Annotated in this window: 14 protein-coding genes and 1 pseudogene; 13 read left to right on the top strand and 2 right to left on the bottom strand. The window is 70.7% G+C overall.

Annotated features, from left to right (window positions below; all coding sequences use genetic code 11):
* Positions 1–3 precede the first annotated feature (3 nt).
* Positions 4–1644 carry a carboxylesterase/lipase family protein gene (locus J7E87_RS02435; protein WP_215089319.1) on the bottom strand — a complete coding sequence of 547 codons (1641 nt, stop codon included), beginning with the start codon at positions 1642–1644 and terminating at the stop codon, positions 4–6.
* A 1093-nt stretch (positions 1645–2737) separates the two neighbouring features.
* On the opposite strand from J7E87_RS02435, the gene J7E87_RS36065 reads away from it, so the two are divergent.
* Both J7E87_RS36065 and J7E87_RS02425 read left to right on the top strand, forming a co-directional pair.
* Positions 2738–3994 (top strand): cytochrome P450, encoded by a 1257-nt coding sequence (locus J7E87_RS36065; protein WP_308312820.1) that lies wholly within the window; start codon positions 2738–2740, stop codon positions 3992–3994.
* A 114-nt stretch (positions 3995–4108) separates the two neighbouring features.
* Entirely contained in the window at positions 4109–5350 is a 1242-nt protein-coding gene (locus tag J7E87_RS02425; protein WP_215089316.1) for a right-handed parallel beta-helix repeat-containing protein, read from the top strand.
* A gap of 312 nt (positions 5351–5662) precedes the next feature.
* Here J7E87_RS02425 and prpE read toward each other — a convergent pair.
* A pseudogene (gene prpE, locus J7E87_RS02420) lies at positions 5663–5866 on the bottom strand (propionyl-CoA synthetase); the annotation flags it as partial.
* A gap of 67 nt (positions 5867–5933) precedes the next feature.
* On the opposite strand from prpE, the gene J7E87_RS02415 reads away from it, so the two are divergent.
* The 11 genes from J7E87_RS02415 (at position 5934) to J7E87_RS02365 (ending at position 20430) form a co-directional block, all read left to right on the top strand.
* Complete coding sequence (locus J7E87_RS02415) at positions 5934–6059, top strand: hypothetical protein (protein ID WP_308312819.1); 126 nt, start codon at positions 5934–5936, stop codon at positions 6057–6059.
* A gap of 479 nt (positions 6060–6538) precedes the next feature.
* Entirely contained in the window at positions 6539–6724 is a 186-nt protein-coding gene (locus tag J7E87_RS02410; protein WP_215089313.1) for a hypothetical protein, read from the top strand.
* A gap of 318 nt (positions 6725–7042) precedes the next feature.
* The gene (locus tag J7E87_RS02405; RefSeq protein ID WP_215089311.1) at positions 7043–8983 is read left to right on the top strand and encodes a RiPP maturation radical SAM C-methyltransferase; all 1941 of its coding nucleotides are present in this window, start codon (positions 7043–7045) and stop codon (positions 8981–8983) included.
* Entirely contained in the window at positions 8980–9543 is a 564-nt protein-coding gene (locus J7E87_RS02400; protein WP_215089309.1) for a DUF5825 family protein, read from the top strand. The genes J7E87_RS02405 and J7E87_RS02400 overlap by 4 nt, the downstream gene beginning before the upstream one ends.
* 3 nt (positions 9544–9546) lie before the next feature.
* A complete protein-coding gene (locus J7E87_RS02395; protein ID WP_215089308.1) occupies positions 9547–10830 on the top strand; it encodes an MFS transporter in 1284 nt (427 codons plus the stop codon).
* A 631-nt stretch (positions 10831–11461) separates the two neighbouring features.
* Positions 11462–12346 carry a universal stress protein gene (locus J7E87_RS02390; RefSeq protein ID WP_215089306.1) on the top strand — a complete coding sequence of 295 codons (885 nt, stop codon included), beginning with the start codon at positions 11462–11464 and terminating at the stop codon, positions 12344–12346.
* Between the two features lie 158 nt (positions 12347–12504).
* Complete coding sequence (tkt, locus tag J7E87_RS02385) at positions 12505–14568, top strand: transketolase (RefSeq protein ID WP_215089304.1); 2064 nt, start codon at positions 12505–12507, stop codon at positions 14566–14568.
* A gap of 76 nt (positions 14569–14644) precedes the next feature.
* Complete coding sequence (gene gnd / locus J7E87_RS02380; protein ID WP_374195123.1) at positions 14645–15676, top strand: phosphogluconate dehydrogenase (NAD(+)-dependent, decarboxylating); 1032 nt, start codon at positions 14645–14647, stop codon at positions 15674–15676.
* A gap of 3 nt (positions 15677–15679) precedes the next feature.
* Entirely contained in the window at positions 15680–17137 is a 1458-nt protein-coding gene (gene zwf / locus J7E87_RS02375; protein WP_308312818.1) for a glucose-6-phosphate dehydrogenase, read from the top strand.
* A gap of 156 nt (positions 17138–17293) precedes the next feature.
* The gene (locus J7E87_RS02370; RefSeq protein ID WP_215089302.1) at positions 17294–18037 is read left to right on the top strand and encodes an HAD family phosphatase; all 744 of its coding nucleotides are present in this window, start codon (positions 17294–17296) and stop codon (positions 18035–18037) included.
* Complete coding sequence (locus tag J7E87_RS02365; RefSeq protein WP_215089299.1) at positions 18034–20430, top strand: glycoside hydrolase family 65 protein; 2397 nt, start codon at positions 18034–18036, stop codon at positions 20428–20430. Before J7E87_RS02370 ends, J7E87_RS02365 begins: the two co-directional genes overlap by 4 nt.
* The last annotated feature ends 3 nt before the right edge of the window (positions 20431–20433 follow it).

Here is a 20433-nt window from a genome sequence, read left to right as displayed (position 1 = left end):
TCGTCAGGAAGTGTTGGCGGGCTGCCAGAACACGCAGCGGTGGTCGGCCGCGAAGCCGTTGGTAGGAGCGGTCCGGTCCGGAGCCAGAACCTGGATGCGGTCACGGTCGGCGCTGTATCGCGGCCAGACGGGGGTGCCGGGCCCGTTGGGATTGCCGGTGGCCGCGAATCGGGCCCAGTAGCCGGTCATCGTGGCGGAAAGCCGGCGCTGTGCCGGGGTGGTGAGCGGCAGGGCTTTCATCGGGAACAGATAGGCCAGCTCCGAGGCGTGGAACGCACCCTGCGGGGTGTACGGCGCCGGGATGAACGCAGGCGCCTGGGGATCGTTGAACTCATAGGCGTAGACGGGCACCCGGCGGCTGTACAGGCGGCCGTCGGCACGCGCCGGGCAGGCGAAGCGCTGGTCGGTGCCGACAGCGGAGTAGGCCAGGTTCGGCGAGGCGTAGGCGGACGCCGGATAGGTGCCGAGAACGGCGGCTGCCCGGGCAGGGTGCTGCAGCTTGATCAGGGCGGCATAGGTCTGCGGTGTGAGGGGCCCGCCGCCGAGCAGGTCGACGTTGAGCGCCGTGAAGTACCGGTACTCGTCATGGGTGCTGCCGCTCAGCGTCGGGACCGCGTTCACCCGCCCCTCGGCCCATGCCCTGTGCGGTGGGATCGGAAGGACCGCCGGTCCGGTGTTCGGTGTCCACAGGGACGCCGCCGCAGGGGCGCCGCGGATGAGCTCCCCGGTGGGTACGGCGCGCAGGCAGGCGGGGACGTTCGACGGGTCGGTGCAGCCGACCGAGGCCGCGAAGCTCTGCCCCCTCCTCTCGGCCGCGGCCAGGGTGAGGGGTTCGAGAGCGCCGTCGGACAGGCAGCTGCCGCTCTGCTGGACGGCCCGGTGGAACAGGCCTTGCGCGGTCGGCGAGGCGATGTGGATGCAGGTGTCGAGGGACCCGGCGGACTGACCGCCCAGGGTGACCCTGGTGCGGTCGCCGCCGAAGGCGCCGATGTTGCGCCGTACCCAGCGCAGCGCGGCCTGCTGGTCCATCAGACCGTAGTCGCCCGATGCGCGGTCGATGCTCTCGGCCGACAGCGCGGGGTGGGCGAGGAACCCCAGTGCCCCGAGGCGGTAGTTGACGGTGATGACGACCACGCCCCGGGCGGCCAGCGCCGCACCGTTGTAGTCGCTGCCGGCCCCGTAGGCGTTGCCGCCGCCGTGCAGCCACACCAGCACCGGCAGCGTCCGGCCGCCGGTGCGGGGCGGGGTCCACACATTGAGGTACAGGCAGTCCTCCGAGGTGCTGCCGGTGCGGTTGGAGTCACCCGGCAGGACCGGCCCGCCGTCCGGGAGCAGCGTCAGGGGCAGTTGGGGGCATGGACTGGCCGGTGCGGTGGCGTCCCGCACGCCGGACCATGATGCGGACGGCCGGGGCGGGCGCCAGCGTAACTCCCCCGTCGGCGCGGCGGCGAAGGGAATTCCCTTGAACACCCGGCCGCCATCGGGACCGGTCTTGCCCCGGACCGTGCCGTGCGCGGTGCGGACGACCAGCGGGTCTCGCCCGGAGTCGGGGGAGGCCGGTTGGGGCGCACTGAACGACAGCAGCAGTGCAGCGCCTACGGTCGCGGCGCGGGCAACCGTACGGCGTACGTCACGGAATCTCATCGGTCTCCTTCTGTTGGGTTCCGTCTGCTTCGGCGAAGGAATGCACGGCGGTCCACGTCCGGAGCTGCCGCGCCGTCGCGGGCGGCTCCGGGGTTCCACCGCGTCTGTTCGTACGCGCCGATGTCGACAGGCGCCGTCCTCTGGACGGTGGCGCCGCGCTGCCCGGCGCGCGGGGCATCAGTGCCAACTACGTGCTCTGTAGTGAGCGTTCCATTCAGAGGCGATGCTGTCTACACAACTGACGAGGGAAGGGGTGGCGCGACGGCTTGAAAGGCCCCGTCACCGGCCCGCGGTACCGAGCGGCTGCCTCGCGGGGCTCACATCTGGCGGGGACCGGCAGCGTGGGGCGGCGGCGAGGCCGAGGAATGCCGGGCAGCGCCCTGCGGTTGCCGGAGAGGCAGGGGATCGTCCCTTCGATGACCTGCCTGCGACGGCCCGAGTCTTGTCTGGGCTCGCAGCCCTTGAGGGCGGCACGGACGCTGATGCCGACCCCTTGGGCCATCTGCGCGGCTCAGGGATGTCGCAAGCCTTGTCTGCACGCGGGCGGGCGGTCTCGGGGCGGGACGTCTTGGCGCCCCTCGCCTGGTCGTCGTCGGTGTTGTCGCCGTCGAGGCCGGCTTGCAGCAGGCGTGATTCTGTGGCCGGGGCCCTGGCCGGCGGTCGAGAGCCGGGCGCGACTGATGAGCATGTGTCGCAATCCATCGGCCGTGCCGTCCACCGGCGTTGACTTCCGACGTGGGTTGCCGACAGTGCTCGCCTGCGGGTTTGTGGTCAACGGGATGGAGTGTCGAGCCGGTCCTTTGTCGACACTCGTCGTCCCATCCGGTCATGGCTGAACCCGCAGGCGGGTCCGGCCATGGCCCGACGCCGAGTCGTTGACGTCACTGACGTGCCCTCGGACCGTGGATCAAGGACCTGGCTACAACGACGCAGCGATTCCACCGAGACCAGCGCGTGGACGTGGCGGGCGGCGAATCCCAACCACCCTGCTCCGTACTTCCATGGACATCCGCATCTCCGTATGGAACGCTCACTACAGAATTGAGAATCCGATCCCCTCCGCAGTGTTCACCCGCCCTACGGGAGAAGCGCCGTGAGCGATCTCATCACCCATCAGCTCCCTGCCGACATCGAACAACGGCGGGATCCCTACCCCTGGTTGGACCGGCTGCGCCGATCTGGGCCGGTGCAGCGTGTCGAGTTGCGAGGCGGCGGGCACGCCTGGATGGTCACCCGCTACGACGACGTGATGGCCGCCACCGCACACCCCTCACTGAGCAGCGACCCACGCACCCCCGGCAGCGCCGCGTCGCTCTCCGCCCGACCAGGCGGAGACGGGCGGCGGCCGCCGAGCATGCTCACCACGGACCCACCCGACCATACGCGGCTCCGCCAACTGGTCTCGCGCGCCTTCACCCCTCGGCGAGTGGCGGCGTTACGGCCGCGGGTGCAGCAGATCGCCGACTCTCTCATCGACGCAGTGGCCCCACTCGGCCGGGCCGACCTGGTCGCCGACTTCGCACTCCCGCTCCCGGTCGCGGTCATATGTGAACTGCTCGGCGTACCCTTCGAGGACCGCGGGCAGTTCGGGCGATGGTCGGCCGACATGCTCAGCCCGCCCGTGGCCCCGGCGGCGGCCGCCGCAGCCGAGCAGGCCCGGGCCGACCTCGGCGGGTACCTCGCCGACCTCGTGGTGCGCAAGCGCGCCGAACCCGCCGACGACCTGCTCACCGCACTCGCCGCCGCCGGTGAAGAGAACCGGCTGTCGGACGCGGAACTGGTCGGCACTGCGGTCCTGCTGCTCGTCGCAGGCCACGAGACCACCGTCAGCCTCATCGGCACCGGCACCCTGCTGCTCCTCCTCCATCCCGACCAACTGGACCGACTTCGCCGGGAACCGGCCCTGCTACCGTCCGCGGTCGAGGAGTTCCTCCGCTACGACGGGCCGGTCATGCTCGGCGTCGTACGCTACGCCCGCGAGGATCTGCGCCTGGCGGGCACCGCCATCGCCGCCGGTGAGACGGTGGTGCTCTCCACCGGCGCGGCCAACCGGGACCCGGGGCGGTTCGACCGGCCGGACGTCCTGGACATCGCCCGCGCGCACAACCCGCACCTCGCCCTCGGGCACGGCCTCCACTATTGCCTGGGCGCGGCGCTCGCCCGCCTCGAGGGCCAGATCGCGATCGGTACGCTTCTGCGCCGCCTGCCCGCTCTGGCCCTCGCCGTGAACGAGGAGGCCGTGCGCCGGCGTCCCAGCGTCATCCGAGGATTGGCCACTCTGCCCGTCACCTTCACACCGACGGCGCTCCCGGCCGACCGTGACGACCGCCCCCACGTCGCCGGGCGGTGAGGCACGGAGGGCACGCGGCGTTTCCGCACACGGCACTTCCGCACGCCACCGCAGTCAAGACGTCAAGACCCCATCAGCCGCACCGCTCCGGTCGGCCACACCCTGGAGAGTCACTTGAGAATTCGGACCGCCTTTCCCGTACTCACCGCCTTGTCGCTGGCTTCAGCAGTGGCCGTCGTCGCCCCGGCCCCTGCGCAGGCACTGCCACCGGCCGCGCACCTCACGGTCGACTCCACGGCGGACGCAGTAGACGCAGACCCGTCCGACGGCCTCTGCCGCACCGCCACAGGAACCTGCACCCTGCGCGCGGCGGTCATGGCCGCGAACGCCCGGCCCGGCAGCACGATCGAGTTACCCGCCGCCCACTACCGGCTGACCATTCCCCCCAACCCCGACCTGCTGAACGGGCGCACCGCCGACCCGACCACAGGCGATCTGAACATCCTCGAGCCGACCACCATCCAGGGGGCCGGGGCGCGGGGGACCGTCATCGACGCAGGCGGCATCGACCGGGTCTTCCGCATGGGCGCCGACACGCAACTGTCCGACCTCACCATCACGGGAGGAGACGCCAAGCAGCGGGAAGTGCCCTTCACCGACCCCGGAGGAGGCGGCATCGCCAACAGCAAGAACATGACGCTGCGCCGGGTGACGGTAACGGGGAACTCCGCCGGCTACGGAGGAGGGATCTTCAACATCCCCGACTCCCACCTGACACTGACCGACAGCACCGTCAGCCGCAACACGGCGGGCGAGGCCGGAGGTATCCGGTTCGACGACACCGGCACCGTGGTCAACTCAACGATCGCGGACAACCACGTGACCGACGACTGGGATCGTCCGGGCAGCCTCGCGGGCTACGGCGGCGGCATCGACATACGCGGCACCGGCCGGGTGGACATCCGCAACTCCACGATCACCGGCAACACCGCCACCGACGGCGGCGGTGGGATCAACATCGCCCCCGCCTACCTGGACAGCCTGCCTCGGCCGGTCACCGACACCGTCAACCTGCCGCTGGGTCACCTCTCGCTGCAGAACACCATCATTGCCGGCAACACCATCGGCAGCACCACCAGCGACTGCAAGAACGTCTTCGCCACCATCGGCTCGCTGGGCAACAACCTCGACAGCGGCAACAGTTGCCACCTCACCGCCGAGGGTGACCTTCCACGCCGGTCTCCCGGCCTCGCTTCCCTCGGTGACCACGGCGGGCCCACGGACACCGTGGCACTGCTGCCGGGCAGCCCGGCCGTCGACGCGGCCGACGACGGATGCCCCGCCGCTGACCAGCGAGGCATCCGGCGTCCGCAGGGCCTGGCCTGTGACATGGGCGCCTTCGAGTACGCACCGTGACGCGATGCGGTCGTCTGGGGCCTACCTCAACCGCCGCGTGATGGAACGGGTCGCCATCGCCGGGAACGGCTGGTCCACGGCTGCTTGACAGGACCTGGCCGGAATGGCCGCTCCCAGGACGGGGCTCGGGACCCGAGGCCTGGAGGCATGGCGCCGGGGACGGAGGGTCCCCGGCGCCCTATGCGTGGATGTCCCGTGTCGGCCTCGGCCGCGGTCGAGGTGAGCTGTGTCAACGCGGTCAGCCGCTCAGCACCAAGGCACGCAGCTCGCGCTTGACGCCGGACCTCGGTCATTCCTGACCGCCGCGTCGTCTCAAGGGCGGTTGCGCAGGACGGGGAGCAATGCGTCGAGCACGAAGGCGTCCTCGATGGTCGCGGGGACCGGCTCGTCCCGGCCGTCCGCGATGCCGCGCATTGTCTTGCGGAGAACCTTGCCGGAGCGGGTCTTCGGCAGGGCAGGGACAACTGCGACGTCGCGGAAGGCCGCGACGGGGCCGACGTCGCGCCGGACGGCCGCCCCCTGGAGGACCCAGGGCATCCGCCCGGAGGCGGCCTGCCGCTCCGGTGAGTGCAGCCTGTGCCGCGTGCGGATCCTCAAGGGCACCGTCCACACCGCCCGGGAGGCCGAACTGCGCCTGTCCGACGAACGCTTCGGCTACACCCATTTCTGCGTTGCGTACCCGATCACCGACGTCGACCTCGACGTCTGAGCCGTTGCCTGCACAACTCGCCCGGCACGCCACGACGTCGGGCCGCACCCCGGCCTGGCCCACCCTCGCGGTGCCGCACCGTGTCACTCCAGGGGCCACCGTGCCGCAGAACCCGGTGACCCTGGCTTCGGCCGTGGTGACGGGTTCGCCGCGCCCCGGCGGTGGCGTCGGCGCTGCGGCCCGAAACAGCGGTCGGCTCGAACTCGCGGGCGCACCGCCCGGGGTCGGAGCCGTCCGCACCGGGCAAGGACCGCTTCGGCTGTGCCGGTGACGGCAAGCCTCCAGCCTCTTCTCTTCTACGTACTGGACACCGCGAACAGCAATACGGGAAGCGCGACGGGCGGGTCCTGCGGCAGCACTGCAAGATCTACCAACTGGACGCGCTGGCACAGGTGCTGGTGGAGGGCGCCTCGGTGACGGTGACGCCCACGAACTCGCTCGGTCAGACCTTTCGATGTACAGACTTATACGGTCACTGGATGAGCCGGTGGTCGGGCAAGTCGCCCGGAGGATTCGCCCGCCGGGCCACGGGTGACGGCGTGTACGAGGAGGGTGCCGACGAAGCCACCCCGAGAGGTGTGGCGCCGGTGATGCGGCCCGTCAGTGGGTCGCCGGGCGCCCGGCAGCCGGCCGCGGCGGAGCGATCGCCCGCTGCGGAACGCTGAGGTCGACGGCGATGGTCTGTTCGGCCGGGCCGCCGGTGAGGAGCCGCACGGTGCCGGCGATCCGCCCAGATCGCCCGAGCCCGTGAGCGGAGAGTCACGCGTTCTCTTGTGGGGCGCTTGCGATGCCCTCTAGGGTGAACTACCCCTGACAGCACGGGTGTTCGAGGTAGTCGAGCAAGGGAGAGGCCGTGGAGATCAAAAAGGTAGTGATCCGCGAAGAAGAGCGCACGAACCGCCGGCCCGCCGTCATGGAGAAGCGGCCGCCGAGCCGCTGACCGGGGGAGCGCAGGCAGGTGTCCACGGGACGGAGAGGGCGGTATGCGTGTTCAGTTGGTGACCATGCCCTGGCACCCGATCGATCTGCCGTCCCTCCAGGTGGGCCTGTTGCACCGACTGCTGCAACAGGTCCGCTCGGACGACGAGGTGCGTGAGTTCCACGGCTCGCTGCGCTGGGCGGAGTTCCTCCTTGAGCGGTCCGGCGGGTGGCTGCGCCCCGGTGACTACGAGGCGATCGGCAGCGATTCGATTTTCGACGGCCTTGGCGACTGGGTCTTCTCGGGTGCTCTGTACGAGGACGAGAACTGGGGTGTCGCACGCCTGAAGGAGTACGCGGCGAGTCGCGGCATCTGCACCGACACCGCCTCCGACATGCGGGTGCACGCGGCCGAGTTCATCGTCGAGTGCGCGGCGGAGGTGCTCGCTCAGGAGCCTGATGTCGTCGGGTTCACCAGCACGTTCATGCAGAACGTGCCCTCACTCGCGCTGGCCAGGGAGCTCAAGCGCTGCCGCCCCGACCTCACCGTCGTCTTCGGCGGCAGCAATTGCGACGGCCCGATGGGGCACGCCCTGCACCGTAACCACCCCTTCGTCGACCTCGTGGTGCGCGGCGAGGGCGAGTACGCCTTCCCGGCACTCCTGCGCCACCTGGACGCCGGAACGCAGCCCGCCGACGTACCGGGCCTGTGCTGGTGGGACGGCCGGACGCCCCGGGTGAACACCCAGTCCCGGCGCACCGTGGCGCCGGCCGACATCCCCGCCCCCGACTACGACCAGTGGCAGGCCGCCCTGGAGGCGTCCCCGGTCCTCGAATACGTGTACCCGAAGCTGGTCGTCGAGGGAGCGCGCGGCTGCTGGTGGGGCGAGAAGCACCACTGCACCTTCTGCGGGCTCAACGGCTCCTCCATGGCCTTCCGCGCCAAGACGGGGGCGCAGCTGTGGAGCGAGATCGACCACCTCGTACGACGGCACCGCATCCTCGACGTCGTCACCGTCGACAACATCATCGACATGGCGTACTTCAAGGACTTCCTGCCACTCGCCGTCGAGAGCGGCTGGGACCTGCGGATGCACTACGAGGTCAAGTCCAACCTCACCCGCGAACAGATCGCGCTCCTGGGCCAGGCCGGAGCGGTGCTCATCCAGCCCGGCATCGAAAGTCTGAGCAACCGGGTCCTCGACCTCATGGACAAGGGTGTCAGCGGCGCCCGCAATGTACGCACGCTTCGCGAGTGCGAGAACCACTCGTTGACCTGCACCTGGAACTACCTGTACGGCTTCCCGGGCGAGACCGTCGAGGACTACGCCCCTGTCGTCGACCAACTGCCCGCGCTCGTACACCTGCAGCCCCCGGGCGGCGCCCACCGTATCCAACTGGAGCGGTTCAGCCCGAACTTCACCGACCCGGGGTTCGGCTTCGGCAAGCGGCGTCCCGCCGAGATGTACCAGCATGTCTACGATTTACCCGAGGTCGAACTCACCGATCTCGTCTATCTGTTCGACACGGAGGATGCGGGCATCGGCGGGCAGGCCGAGAGCCGGCTCAAGCGGGCCGTCGGGGATTGGCGCGACGGACATCCCGGATCGAGTCTGGTGATGGAGGAAGCAGAGCCGCAGGAGGGCGTGGACGTACTGCTCGTACACGACCAGCGGCACGGCTGGCCCCGGCGCACCCACCGGTTGACCGGCTGGCAGGCGGTCGCACTGCGCCGGCTGGAGGACGGGCGGACCGAGCCTGCACTGCACCGGCTGCTGACCGGCGACGGACATGACGTCCCGGCCGGAGAGCTGAACGTATGGATCCAGCAAGCTCAGGCGATGGGGCTGTTGTTCCGCGATGGACGGACGTACGTGTCCCTGCCCACGTGGGAGGTGCCGGTCCGCATCGACAGCGACCCGGCGGACCACGCCGCAGACCGTCAGGCGGCGGACCGTCAGGCGGCGGACCGTCAGGCGGCGGACCGTCAGGCGGCGGCCGGATGACCGGGCTGCCCGCCACCGTCACCCACCGCGTAACTGGCCGGCAGGTCCACGTGGACGAGCCACTACGCCTGGGCGGGGCGGGGCGCGAGACGGCGTTGACGGTTCAGTTCCTGCGCGAGTGCCAGAGCCATGGGCTCCGTACGCACTGGGAGATTGCTCACGAAGAGACGCCGGGCGGCGATGCGTATGACGCACGGATGCTGCACCACCTCCCGCCGCCCGCCGAACGGCCCGGTGAATCAGGCAAGTTGAGTGAGTGGCGCACCTCGTACGCCGCGTTCCCCACCGGGATGCTCTACCACCGCCGCGGGCCGGACTTCATCACCGTCATGGACCGCAGAGAACGACCCGCCTCGGCGAGGTTCACCCTCGACCACCCGGATCTGCTCACCACCTTCGGCACAGTGCAGGAGGCCACGGCGCTCAGTGAACTGAGCGCCGTGCAGCGGGAGGCCGTCGACCTGCTCGCGGCCGAGCGACTCGCCCTGGTCGCTGACGGGTGGGCGGTAGCCCTGCCGCCGCGGCTGCATCGCTGGCCCGTTCCCTGTACGGGGATCTGACGGTTGGGCGCGGCGCCGGCCGACGGGCCGGTCCCCCTGTATCGGCACCGTCCCTTCGTGCTGCTGTGCGGCGAGCAGGTCGCCAGCTCGGTCGGGCGGCAGATCACCGCCCTTGCGCTGACGCTGCTGGCCGTGACCGGCCTCGACGCGGGACCGTTCGGGGCAGCCGCACTGCTGGCACTGACCTATCTGCCCGGCGCCGTGCTGAGTCCGCTGGCCGGAGCGCTCGTCGACCGGATCCGGCTGCGCCGCCTGCTTGTGTGGGTCACCTCCCTGCAGGCCCTGGTCGTCGGCTCGATCCCGTTCGCCGGTGCCGTGGAGCACATCACCCTGCCGCACCTGTACGTGGTCGCCGCCATCTCGGGCACCCTGACCTTCACGCTCTCGATCGCCCTCCAGGCGGCGCTGCCCCGCGTCGTCGGACCGGAGCGGCTACTGGGCGCCAACTCCGCGCTGACCGCGGCCCGTACGAGCGGACAGATCGGCGGGCCGGCGCTCGGCGGCGTCATGGTCGGGCTCCTCGGAGCCGATTCGGCGCTCCTTGCGGGCTGTGCGGCCTACGCCGTCGAGGCGCTGTTCCTACTTGCCCTGCCCGCCGCGCTGAACACCCCGGCAGGTTCGCGGGAGCCTGCGCCCGCGAAGTCCCTGGCCGGCTCGCTGCGTACGGGACTTGCGGTGGTTCGCGCCGAGCGCCAGCTGCGCCGCATGGTCCTGGCGGGAGCCGGACTCAACCTCGGCGGCGGCGCGGCGGCCGCGCTCTACGTGTTCTACGCGACCCGCGATCTGGCTCTGCCCGCCTGGCAGTTGGGAACGACATACGCCGCCTACAGCGCGGCCACCCTGGCGGGTGCGCTGCTCGCCGGACGGTTCGCCAGGACCACGGGGCTGTGGCGGGCCACGCAGATCTTCGGGCTTGCGGCGGGCGCGGCGGTGTTCCTGATCCCGGCCGCGTCGCTGGGCCTCGCCTTCCCCGTGCTGCTCGCGTACCAGGTCTGCTACGGGCTCTCCGGCACCGTGTGGATGATCTCCATGACCACCACGCAGCAACTGGTCACCCCGGACGGCATGCAGGGACGCGTCGCCGGTCTCGTGCAGGCGGTGCTCCTCACGACGGTACCGGTGGGGGCGCTGGCTGGCGGCGCACTGGCCGCCTGGCTCGGCAGCGTACCCATACTCATGGGATCGGCGGCCGTGACCTTGCTCTCCGCGGCGACCCTCTGGGCACCCACGGGGACGGGCATCACCGTGGCGGAGCGGGCCGCGGACGCGGAGAGCCGCCGCTCGTAGTGCTTCGTCAGGTCGGGGGCTGTCTTCTTCTGCTGGGTGTGGTGGGTAGGGGGCCGTCCGCAGTGGTGCAGGTTGCGGCCCGCACCGCAGGAGATCCTGGATGGCGTCGAGGACTTGGCAGAGGGGCAGGCCGGTGTACGGGTTTTTGGGCGGACCGGTGGAGGGTGAGGAAGGCCCGGGCGGCGGTGACCAGGGTGATCGGTGTGGCGGCGGGCAGGTTGGAGGTCCAGTAGCCGGTCGGGTCAGTCTCATCGGAGGGCCACTCCACCAGCACCGTCCGGACCGGCAGGACTCAGTCCCACGCGTAGTGACCGCCGCCGTTCGGTACGGTCCCGGGCGACGGGCGACGGGCGACGGGCGACGGGCGACGGGCACCTGGCTCAGACGGGACGGAGCGGTCTGTGTGGTCTCGCGCAGGACGAGATAGGTGAGCATCTGCGACCGGGCCGGCCGTTCGCGCACGGACCAGCGGTGCCTGCCGCCCGCGGAGGGCACGGTTCACTGTCTGTGATGCCCCGAATCGCGGCATTTTCGGTGCATGGGTAATTTCTTGATCAGGCGCCCTCTTGCGCGGATGCTCGTGACGGCCCTCGTGACGGCCCCCGCAAGAGCCCGAGGCAAGGAGAGCAGCATGTCCCGACCCGTCGTTGTGGGAGTGGACGACTCCGACGAGTGCCTGGCGGCAGTGGACTGGGCCGCGGACGAGGCCGCGGCGCGCGGCACCGGCCTGCGGCTGGTGAACGCCTCCCAGTGGCCGCAGCACCAGCTCCAGGCCGTGAAGCCGTCCCGCGAGACCCGGACCGATCGGGAGCAGAGTCTGCTGGGCGCGATGGAGGAGCGCGTCCGGGCGCGCCAGTCGGGGGTCCCCATGGCCACGGAGGAGGTCGAGGGCGCCCCCGCCAGGGCGCTGCTGGCCGCAGGCTCCGACGCGGACCTGCTCGTCCTGGGGTCGCCCGGGCTCGGCACCGTCGGCGGCTTCATCGTCGGCTCGGTGGGGCAGGAGGTCGTGGCGGAGGCGAAGCACCCGATGGTGCTCGTACGGCCGGATTACGGCGACCGCGAGGCAGGCGCCGGCGCCCCCGGTGGCGATGGACGCCGAAAAGTGGTCCTCGGTCTGGACGTACACGACGTGAAGGACGAACTTCTCGACTTCGCGTTCGACTTCGCGGCCCGACACGCCGTCCCGTTGCACATCGTGCACACCTGGCACTTTCCGGGCCTTCACCACCACTCCGCGGCTGCCGGCAACGGCGGCCCCGACCCGGGGACCAAGGCGGAGCGGGAGTCGGCGCTGTCGGACGCGGTGAGTCCCTACCGGGACAGGTTCCCGGGCGTGAAGGTGTCCGAGGAGACCGCTCCGGGGCGGGCGGCAGGCCACCTCGTCCAGGCCGCGTCCGATGCGGGACTTGTTGTCGTCGGCCGGCGCAGGGCGGCATCGGGCGCGCACATCGGTTCGGTCACCCACGCGGTGATCCACCACGCTCCCTGTCCCGTCGCCGTCGTTCCGCACGCCTGACGCATGTCATCCGTCGCGGATGAGACGTGGCAGCGGGCGCTCCCGGCATCCTCCGAGCAGGATCGCCAACGCTGCGCGGCCCACCCAACGCCGGACTGCCGTCGCCGGGCGCGCCGGGCGGCGGACCGACCTGAGCCCAACGAGATCGGGGAACGCTCATGACCGACCTGGACACGCTGTCGGTGAACACCGTCCGTGGTCTCTGCATGGACGCCGTCCAGAAGGCCCAGTCCGGCCACCCGGGCACGCCCATGGGGATCGCGCCCGTCGCCTACACCCTCTGGCAGCGGTTCCTGCGGTTCGATCCCCAGGACCCGATCTGGCCCAACCGCGACCGCTTCGTGCTCTCCGAGGGGCACGCCTCAACGCTGCTGTGGTCTCTGCTCCATCTGACCGGCGTCCGTGCCGTCGACCCGGATTACGAGGTGCTGGGACGGCCGGCGGTGACGCTCGACGACCTGAAGTCGTTCCGCCAACTCGGCTCCCGCTGCCCCGGACACCCCGAGTACCGCTGGACGAGCGGTGTAGAGGCCACGACCGGGCCGCTCGGCCAGGGGGTGGCGGACTCCGTCGGGATGGCGATGGCCGGCAGGTGGCTCGCCGCGCGGTACAACCGGGAGGACTTCCCCCTCTTCGACTTCGACGTGTACGCGCTCGCCGGGGACGGCTGCATGATGGAGGGCGTCGCCTCGGAGGCCGCCTCGCTCGCAGGGCATCAACAGCTGTCCAACCTGTGCTGGATCTACGACTCGAACCGGGTCACCATCGAGGGCCACACCAGCCTCACCTTCACCGAGGACGTCGCCGCCCGCTTCCTCGCGTACGGCTGGAACGTGACCACCGTCGCCGACGCCAACGACCTCGACGCCGTCGCCCGCGCCTTCCACACCTTCCGTGCCGAGACCGAGCGCCCCACCCTGGTCCTGGTGCACAGCCACATCGGCTACGGCTCACCCGTCGAGGACTCACCGAAGGCCCACGGAGCACCGTTCGGAGCGGACGGCGTCCGGGCGACCAAGCGCTTCCTCGGCCTGCCTGAGGACGAGCAGTTCTGGATTCCCGAAGAGGTACGTGACTGGTTCGGCCAGGGCATCGGTGCGCGCGGTGCACAACTGCGCACCGCCTGGGAAAAACGGTTCGACGCTTACCGCGCCGCCTGGCCCGAACTCGCCGACGAGCTGGAGCGCATGCAGCGCCGTGAACTCCCGGCCGGATGGGACAGCAAGCTTCCCGACTTCTCCGCCGATCCCAAGGGCCTGGCCACCAGGGACTCCTCGGCCCAGGTGCTCAACGCCCTCGCGCAGAGCGTTCCCTGGCTCCTCGGCGGCTCCGCCGACCTCGCGCCGTCGACCAAGACCCATCTCACCTTCGACGGCGCGGGAGACTTCCAGCCGGAGAGCCCGTCCGGGCGCAACCTCCACCTCGGCATCCGGGAGCACGCCGCGGCGGCCGTCGCCAACGGTATGGCCCTGACCAAGCTGCGGCCGTACTGGTCGGGATTCCTCATCTTCTCCGACTACGCCAAGGCAGCCATCCGGCTGTCCGCACTGATGGAGATCCCGGTCGTCCACATCTTCACGCACGACTCCATCGGCGTCGGCGAGGACGGACCCACCCACCAGCCGGTCGAACAGCTTGCGGGCCTGCGCGCGATGCCGGGACTGCTGGTATTCCGCCCCGGCGACGCGGGCGAAGTCGTCGAGACCTGGCGGCTGGTCGCCGGCCTGCGCCACGAGCCGGCGGCACTGGTCCTCTCCCGCCAGGCGCTGCCCACGCTCGACCGAACGCGGCTGGCCGCCGCTTCGGGTGTCGCACGCGGTGCCTATGTGCTGGCGGACCCGCCCTCCGGCGAGCCACAGGTGATCCTGCTCGCCACCGGATCCGAAGTGTCCCTGGCGCTGGCCGCCCGGGATGAACTCGCAGCCGACGGCATCGGGGCCCGGGTGGTCAGCATGCCGTGCTGGGAGCTGTTCGACCGTCAGCCGAGGGAGTACCGCGACCAGGTCCTGCCGCCGGCGGTGACCGCGCGGGTCGGCATCGAGCAGGCATCGACGTTCGGCTGGGACCGCTACGTGGGAGACGGCGGAGCTGTCGTCGGCATGCACACCTACGGTGCCTCGGCGCCCCTGAAACAACTGCTCACGAAGTTCGGGTTCACCCCGCAGCGGGTGGCCGAGGTCGCACGGGAGCTGGTGGAGTCCCGGCAGGAGGCGAGGACATGAGCCTGACCTCGGCCACGAGTCGTCCGTCAACGCCCACATCCGTCACTACCGCGCTCAGAAGAACGGGAAGCCGGACATGACCACTGACACACCCATGCAGCTCGGCATGATCGGGCTCGGCCGGATGGGCGCCAATCTCGTGCGCCGGCTGATGCGTGACGGCCACCGATGCGTCGTCTACGACCTCGACCGGGAGGCCCTGCAGGAGCTGGAGAAGGAGGGGGCGACGGCCGCCACCTCGCTACATGACTTCGTCGACAAGCTGGAAAAGCCCAGGAACGTCTGGCTGATGCTCCCCGCCGGGGTGGTGCAGCCGACACTGGACCAGCTGGCCGCGCTGCTGGACCCCGATGACACCGTCGTCGACGGCGGCAACTCGTACTACCGGGACGACATCGCGCGGGCGAAGCAGCTCGCTCCCCGCGGAATCCACTACGTCGACTGCGGGACCTCGGGCGGCGTCTGGGGCCTCGAAAGGGGCTACTGCCTGATGATCGGCGGCGAGGACGACGCGGTGGCACGGCTGAACCCGGTCTTCCGCACCATCGCCCCCGGCGCCGGGAGCGTCGAGCCCACCCCGGGCAGGACCCGCGCCGACGGGACCGCGCCCGAGGGCTATCTGCACTGCGGCCCGAGCGGCGCGGGCCACTTCGTGAAGATGGTGCACAACGGAGTCGAGTACGGAATGATGGCCGCCGTCGCCGAGGGGCTCAGCATCATCAAGCACGCGGACGCGGGCCTGCACCGCAGGGCCGTCGACGCCGAGACCGCCCCGCTGCGCGAGCCGGAGGCCTACCAGTACGAGATCGACGTCGCCGAGGTCGCCGAGGTGTGGCGTCGGGGCTCGGTCGTCAGTTCATGGCTTGTCGACCTGGTCGCCGACGCGCTGGCGCGCTCGCCCGAGCTCGACACGCTCACCGGCCGCGTCTCGGACTCGGGGGAGGGCCGCTGGACGGTCCTGGCGGCGGTCGACGAGAGCGTGCCCGCCCCGGTCATCATCTCTGCGCTGACGCAGCGGTACGAATCGCGCGGGCTGGGCGAGTTCACCGACAAGCTGCTGTCCGCGATGCGCGGAGAGTTCGGCGGTCACGCCGAGAAGGCGGGGTGAACCGTGGCCGGCCCTTCCCAGCCCGAAAGCCGTCCCCTGGTCCCGGAGGACCACGTCATCGTGCTCTTCGGCGCGACCGGCGACCTGGCCCGGCGCAAGCTCCTGCCGGGGCTTTTCCACCTGGCCAAGGCGGGGCTGATGCCGCCCCGCTTCCGTGTCATCGGCTCGGCGCCCTCCCAGGTAGCGCTCAGCGACGACGAATTCCGCAAGCGGGCACGGGAGGCGGTCGCCGAGTTCGGCAGGTCGAAGCCCGAGGGTAAGGCGTGGCAGGAGTTCGAGGACGCGCTGTCTTTCGGCGCGGCCGACCCCGACGCCCCAGAGCCGCTCCTGGAGGCCGTACGGGAGGCCGATCGGGTCGTCGGCGGCAACCCCCGGCGCCTGTTCCACCTCGCCGTGCCGCCCAAGGCCTTCGGCTCCGTCGTGGAGCTGCTCGGCGCGACCGGCCTCGCCGACAATGCCCGTGTCATCGTGGAGAAACCCTTCGGTACGGACCTCCCCTCGGCTCAGGCCCTCAACGCGACGATCCACGCGGTCTTCGACGAGTCCCGCGTCTTCCGCATCGACCACTTCCTCGGCAAGGAGTCCGTCGACAACATCCTCGCGCTCCGCTTCGCCAACGGCTTCCTCGAGCCCGTGTGGAACCGCGACCACATCAGCCATGTGCAGATCGACGTGCCGGAGAAGATCGGCATCGAGGGCCGCGCACAGTTCTTCGAAGGGACCGGCACCTTCCGGGACATGATCGTCACTCACCTCTTCCAGCTCATGGGATTCGTGGCGATGGAACCCCCGACCGCCCTTGCGGCGAAGCCCCTGCGGGACGAGAAGGAGAAGGTCTTCGAGAGCATGCGGCCGCTGGATCCGGCACAGGTCGTCCGCGGCCAGTACGAGGGCTATCGCGACGAGCCGGGCGTCGACCCCCGGTCGGACACCGAGACCTTCGTCGCGCTGCGTGTCGAACTCGACAACTGGCGGTGGGCCGGAGTGCCCTTCTACCTGCGCTCGGGAAAGGCGCTCGGTCAGGGGCGGCACGTCGTGACGCTCGGCTTCCGGGAGCCGGCGCTTCGCATGTTCCCCCTGGCCGCGCAGTGCGGCGCGGAATCCCGGAACAATGAACTGGTGATCGATTTTGCTGACCTCGGCCGGATCGCCGCCCGTTTCCTGGTGAAGGAGCCGGGACCCGCCATGCGCCTGAGTGAGGCCGAGATGGTCTTCAACTATGCCGACTCCGTCAACTCGATGTACGCACTGGAGGGATACGAGCGCCTCATCCTGGACGCGATGCTCGGGGACCAGTCCCTGTTCACCCGCTCCGACGGGATCGAGCGGCTCTGGGAGGCATCCGCTCCGCTCCTGGAGAACCCGCCGCCGGTCCAGCTCTACACACCGGGCTCCTGGGGCCCCGAGTCGGTCGACCGGCTCATCGCGCCCTACCGGTGGAGCCTGCCGGACGCTCACTGACACCCGCGAGCGACCCCGTGCGGCCGGGCCCGGTGCCCGGCCGCGCCCGCGGCTGCTCCGGATGACACCGGCGCATCATCCCCACGGGCTACGCGTGGCGCGGCGGGCGGCATCTGCCGCCCCCGGTGACCGCCTCACCCTTCTAGCCTCGACGGCATGCTGGGGCTTCCGGATCACGTACGCACTTGCCTGTTCGACCTCGACGGCGTCCTCACGCGCACCGCGAAGGTGCACGCGGCGGCATGGAAGGAGATGTTCGACGACTACCTCCGCCGGCGCGCCGAACGTGAGGGCGTTCCCTTCGAGTCGTTCGACGCCGTGCACGACTATGACGAGTACGTGGACGGCCGGCCGCGCGAGGACGGGGTGCGAACCTTCCTCGCCTCGCGGGGGGTCCGGCTGCCCGAGGGTGCGCCCGACGACGGGCCGGACAGGGAGACGGTGAACAGCCTGGGCACCCGTAAGAACGCGCTGGTGCTCCGTAAGATCCGTGAGCAGGGTGTGGAGGCCTACGAGGGCTCGGTGGCGTATGTGAGCGCCGCCAGGGACGCGGGTCTGCGGCGTGCTGTGGTCTCCTCGAGCGCCAACTGCCGCGATGTGCTGGCCGCGGCGGGCATCGAGGATCTCTTCGAGGAGCGCATCGACGGGATCGTCGCCAGGGAGCAGCGTTTGCGGGGCAAGCCGCAACCGGACACCTATCTGGCCGCCGCCCGTGCCCTGGGCGCCGAACCGGGTGCCGCGGCGGTCTTCGAGGACGCCCTGGCGGGCGTGGAGGCCGGCCGGGCAGGGGGGTTCGGCCTGGTCGTGGGCATTGACAGGACTGGGCAGGCCGCGGAGCTCCGGCGGCACGGCGCGGACATCGTGGTGAACGATCTCGCCGAACTGCTGGAGTCACGATGATCACCCATCCCAGCTTCGTGGTCGAACCGTGGTGCCTGCGCGAGACCGAGCTGAACCTCGACGTCCTCGCCCAGAGCGAGTCCGTGTTCGCGCTCGCCAACGGCCACATCGGATGGCGCGGCAATCTCGACGAGGGCGAACCGCACGGGCTTCCCGGCGCCTATCTCAACGGTGTCCACGAACTGCATCCGCTGCCGTACGCCGAGGCCGGCTACGGCTATCCGGAGTCCGGTCAGACGATGATCAACGTCACCGACGGGAAGATCATCCGGCTGCTGGTTGACGACCACCCCTACGACCTGCGGTATGGCGAACTCACGGCACACGAGCGGGTGCTGGACTTCCGTACAGGAGTCCTCCGCCGCACCGCGGAGTGGACCTCCCCGCGCGGCCGCGCCGTCCGCATCACCTCGTACCGGCTGGTGTCGTTCACCCAGCGCGCCATCGCGGCGATCGCGTACGAGGTGGAGCCGCTGGACGCCGGGGCCACCGTGGCTGTCCAGTCCGAGCTGGTCGCCAACGAGCAGATGCCGCACGACACCGGCGACCCGCGGGTCTCGGCCGCGGTCGAGTCCCCGCTCGAGGCGGAGGAGGACTTCGCCCAGGACACGCGGCTGCGCCTGGTGCACTGCACCAGGAAGAGCGGCCAGCGGGTGGCGGCCGCGGCCGAGCACATCGTCGAGGGCCCCGAGGGGACGGCCTGGTCGGCCGAGAGCGAGCCCGACGTCAGCAGACTCACGGTCACCGCCGCCCTGGCGCCCGGCGAGCGGCTGCGGCTGGTGAAGTTCGTGGCGTACGGGTGGTCCGCGGAGAGGTCGCTGCCCGCCGTCCACGACCAGGTCGACGGCGCGGTCGCCGCTGCCCGCAGCACCGGCTGGGACGGGCTGCTCGCCGAGCAGCGGGCCTATCTGGACAACTTCTGGTCCGGCGCGGACGTCGAGGTGGACGGGGACGCGGAGATCCAGCAGGCCGTGCGCTTCGGGCTGTTCCATGTGCTGCAGGCCGCGGCCCGCGGCGAGGAACGGGCGATCCCCGCCAAGGGGCTGACGGGGACGGGCTACGACGGGCACTCGTTCTGGGACGTGGAGTCCTTCGTCCTCCCGGTGCTCACCTACACGGCCCCCCAGTCCGTTGCCCCGGTCCTGCGCTGGCGGCACGCGAGCCTGCCCGCGGCCCGGGACCGCGCCCATCAGCTCGGGCTGGCCGGAGCGGCGTTCCCGTGGCGGACCATCACCGGCGCGGAATGCTCGGCGTACTGGCCGGCGGGCACGGCCGCGTTTCATGTCAACGCCGACATCGCAGACGCCGTGCTGCGGTACGTGATCGCCACCGGCGACGAGGCGTTCGAGCGGGGGCCGGGACTGGAACTGCTGGTGCAAACCGCGCGGCTCTGGCACTCGCTCGGCCACCACGACGCGGAGGGCGTCTTCCATATCGACGGCGTCACGGGCCCCGATGAGTACAGCGCCATCGCCCGCGACAACCTCTACACCAACCTGATGGCGCGCCGGAATCTGGTGGCCGCCGCGGAGGCGGCGGTGCGCCACGTCGAACGCGCGGAGGAACTGGGGGTCGACGACGAGGAGACCGCCGCATGGCGGCACGCCGCCGCCCGGATCGCCGTGCCGTACAACGAGACGCTCGGTGTGCACGAGCAGTCGGCCGGGTTCACGGGCTTCCAGCGGTGGGACTTCGACAACACCTCCCCGGAGCAGTACCCGCTGATGCTGCACTTCCCGTACTTCGACCTCTACCGCAAGCAGGTCGTGAAACAGGCGGACCTGGTCCTCGCCATGCTGACCTGCGGCGACGCCTTCACCGCCGAGGAGAAGGCCCGCAACTTCGCCTACTACGAGCAGCTGACCGTACGGGACTCCTCACTGTCGGCATGCTGCCAGGCCGTCATGGCCGCCGAGACGGGACACCTCCGGCTGGCCTATGCCTATCTGGGCGAGGCGGCCCTGATGGACCTGGAGAACCTGGAGCACAACACCCGCGACGGCCTGCACATCGCCTCCCTTGCCGGCACCTGGATGGCGCTGGTGCTCGGGCTCGGAGGAATGCGGCAGTACGACGGGGAGAGCGGTGCGGGCAGTCTGGGGTTCGCCCCAAGGCTGCCCGAGCGTCTCTCCGGCCTTCGGTTCACCGTGCTGGTGCAGGGGCGCAGGCTGCGTGTGGACATCAGCAGCTCCGCAGCCGCTTACACCCTGGTGGAGGGGGACCCCCTGGAGATCCTGCACCACGGCGAGCCACTCACCGTCACGGCGTCCCGGCCCATGGAGCGCCCCCTGCCGCCGATGCCCGTACAACCGGAACCGCAGCAGCCCAGGGGCCGTCACCCTGCCGACCGCATGGACGGCGCGGCGATGACCGGCGGGGAGGCGGTCGGCTGACCT

Origin of the sequence: Streptomyces sp. ISL-1 (genome assembly GCF_018614585.1) — a bacterium.
In the GTDB taxonomy this organism is placed as follows: domain Bacteria; phylum Actinomycetota; class Actinomycetes; order Streptomycetales; family Streptomycetaceae; genus Streptomyces; species Streptomyces maoxianensis.
Note: the sequence above shows the minus strand (reverse complement) of the source record. Positions and strands in the feature narration are given on the sequence as shown.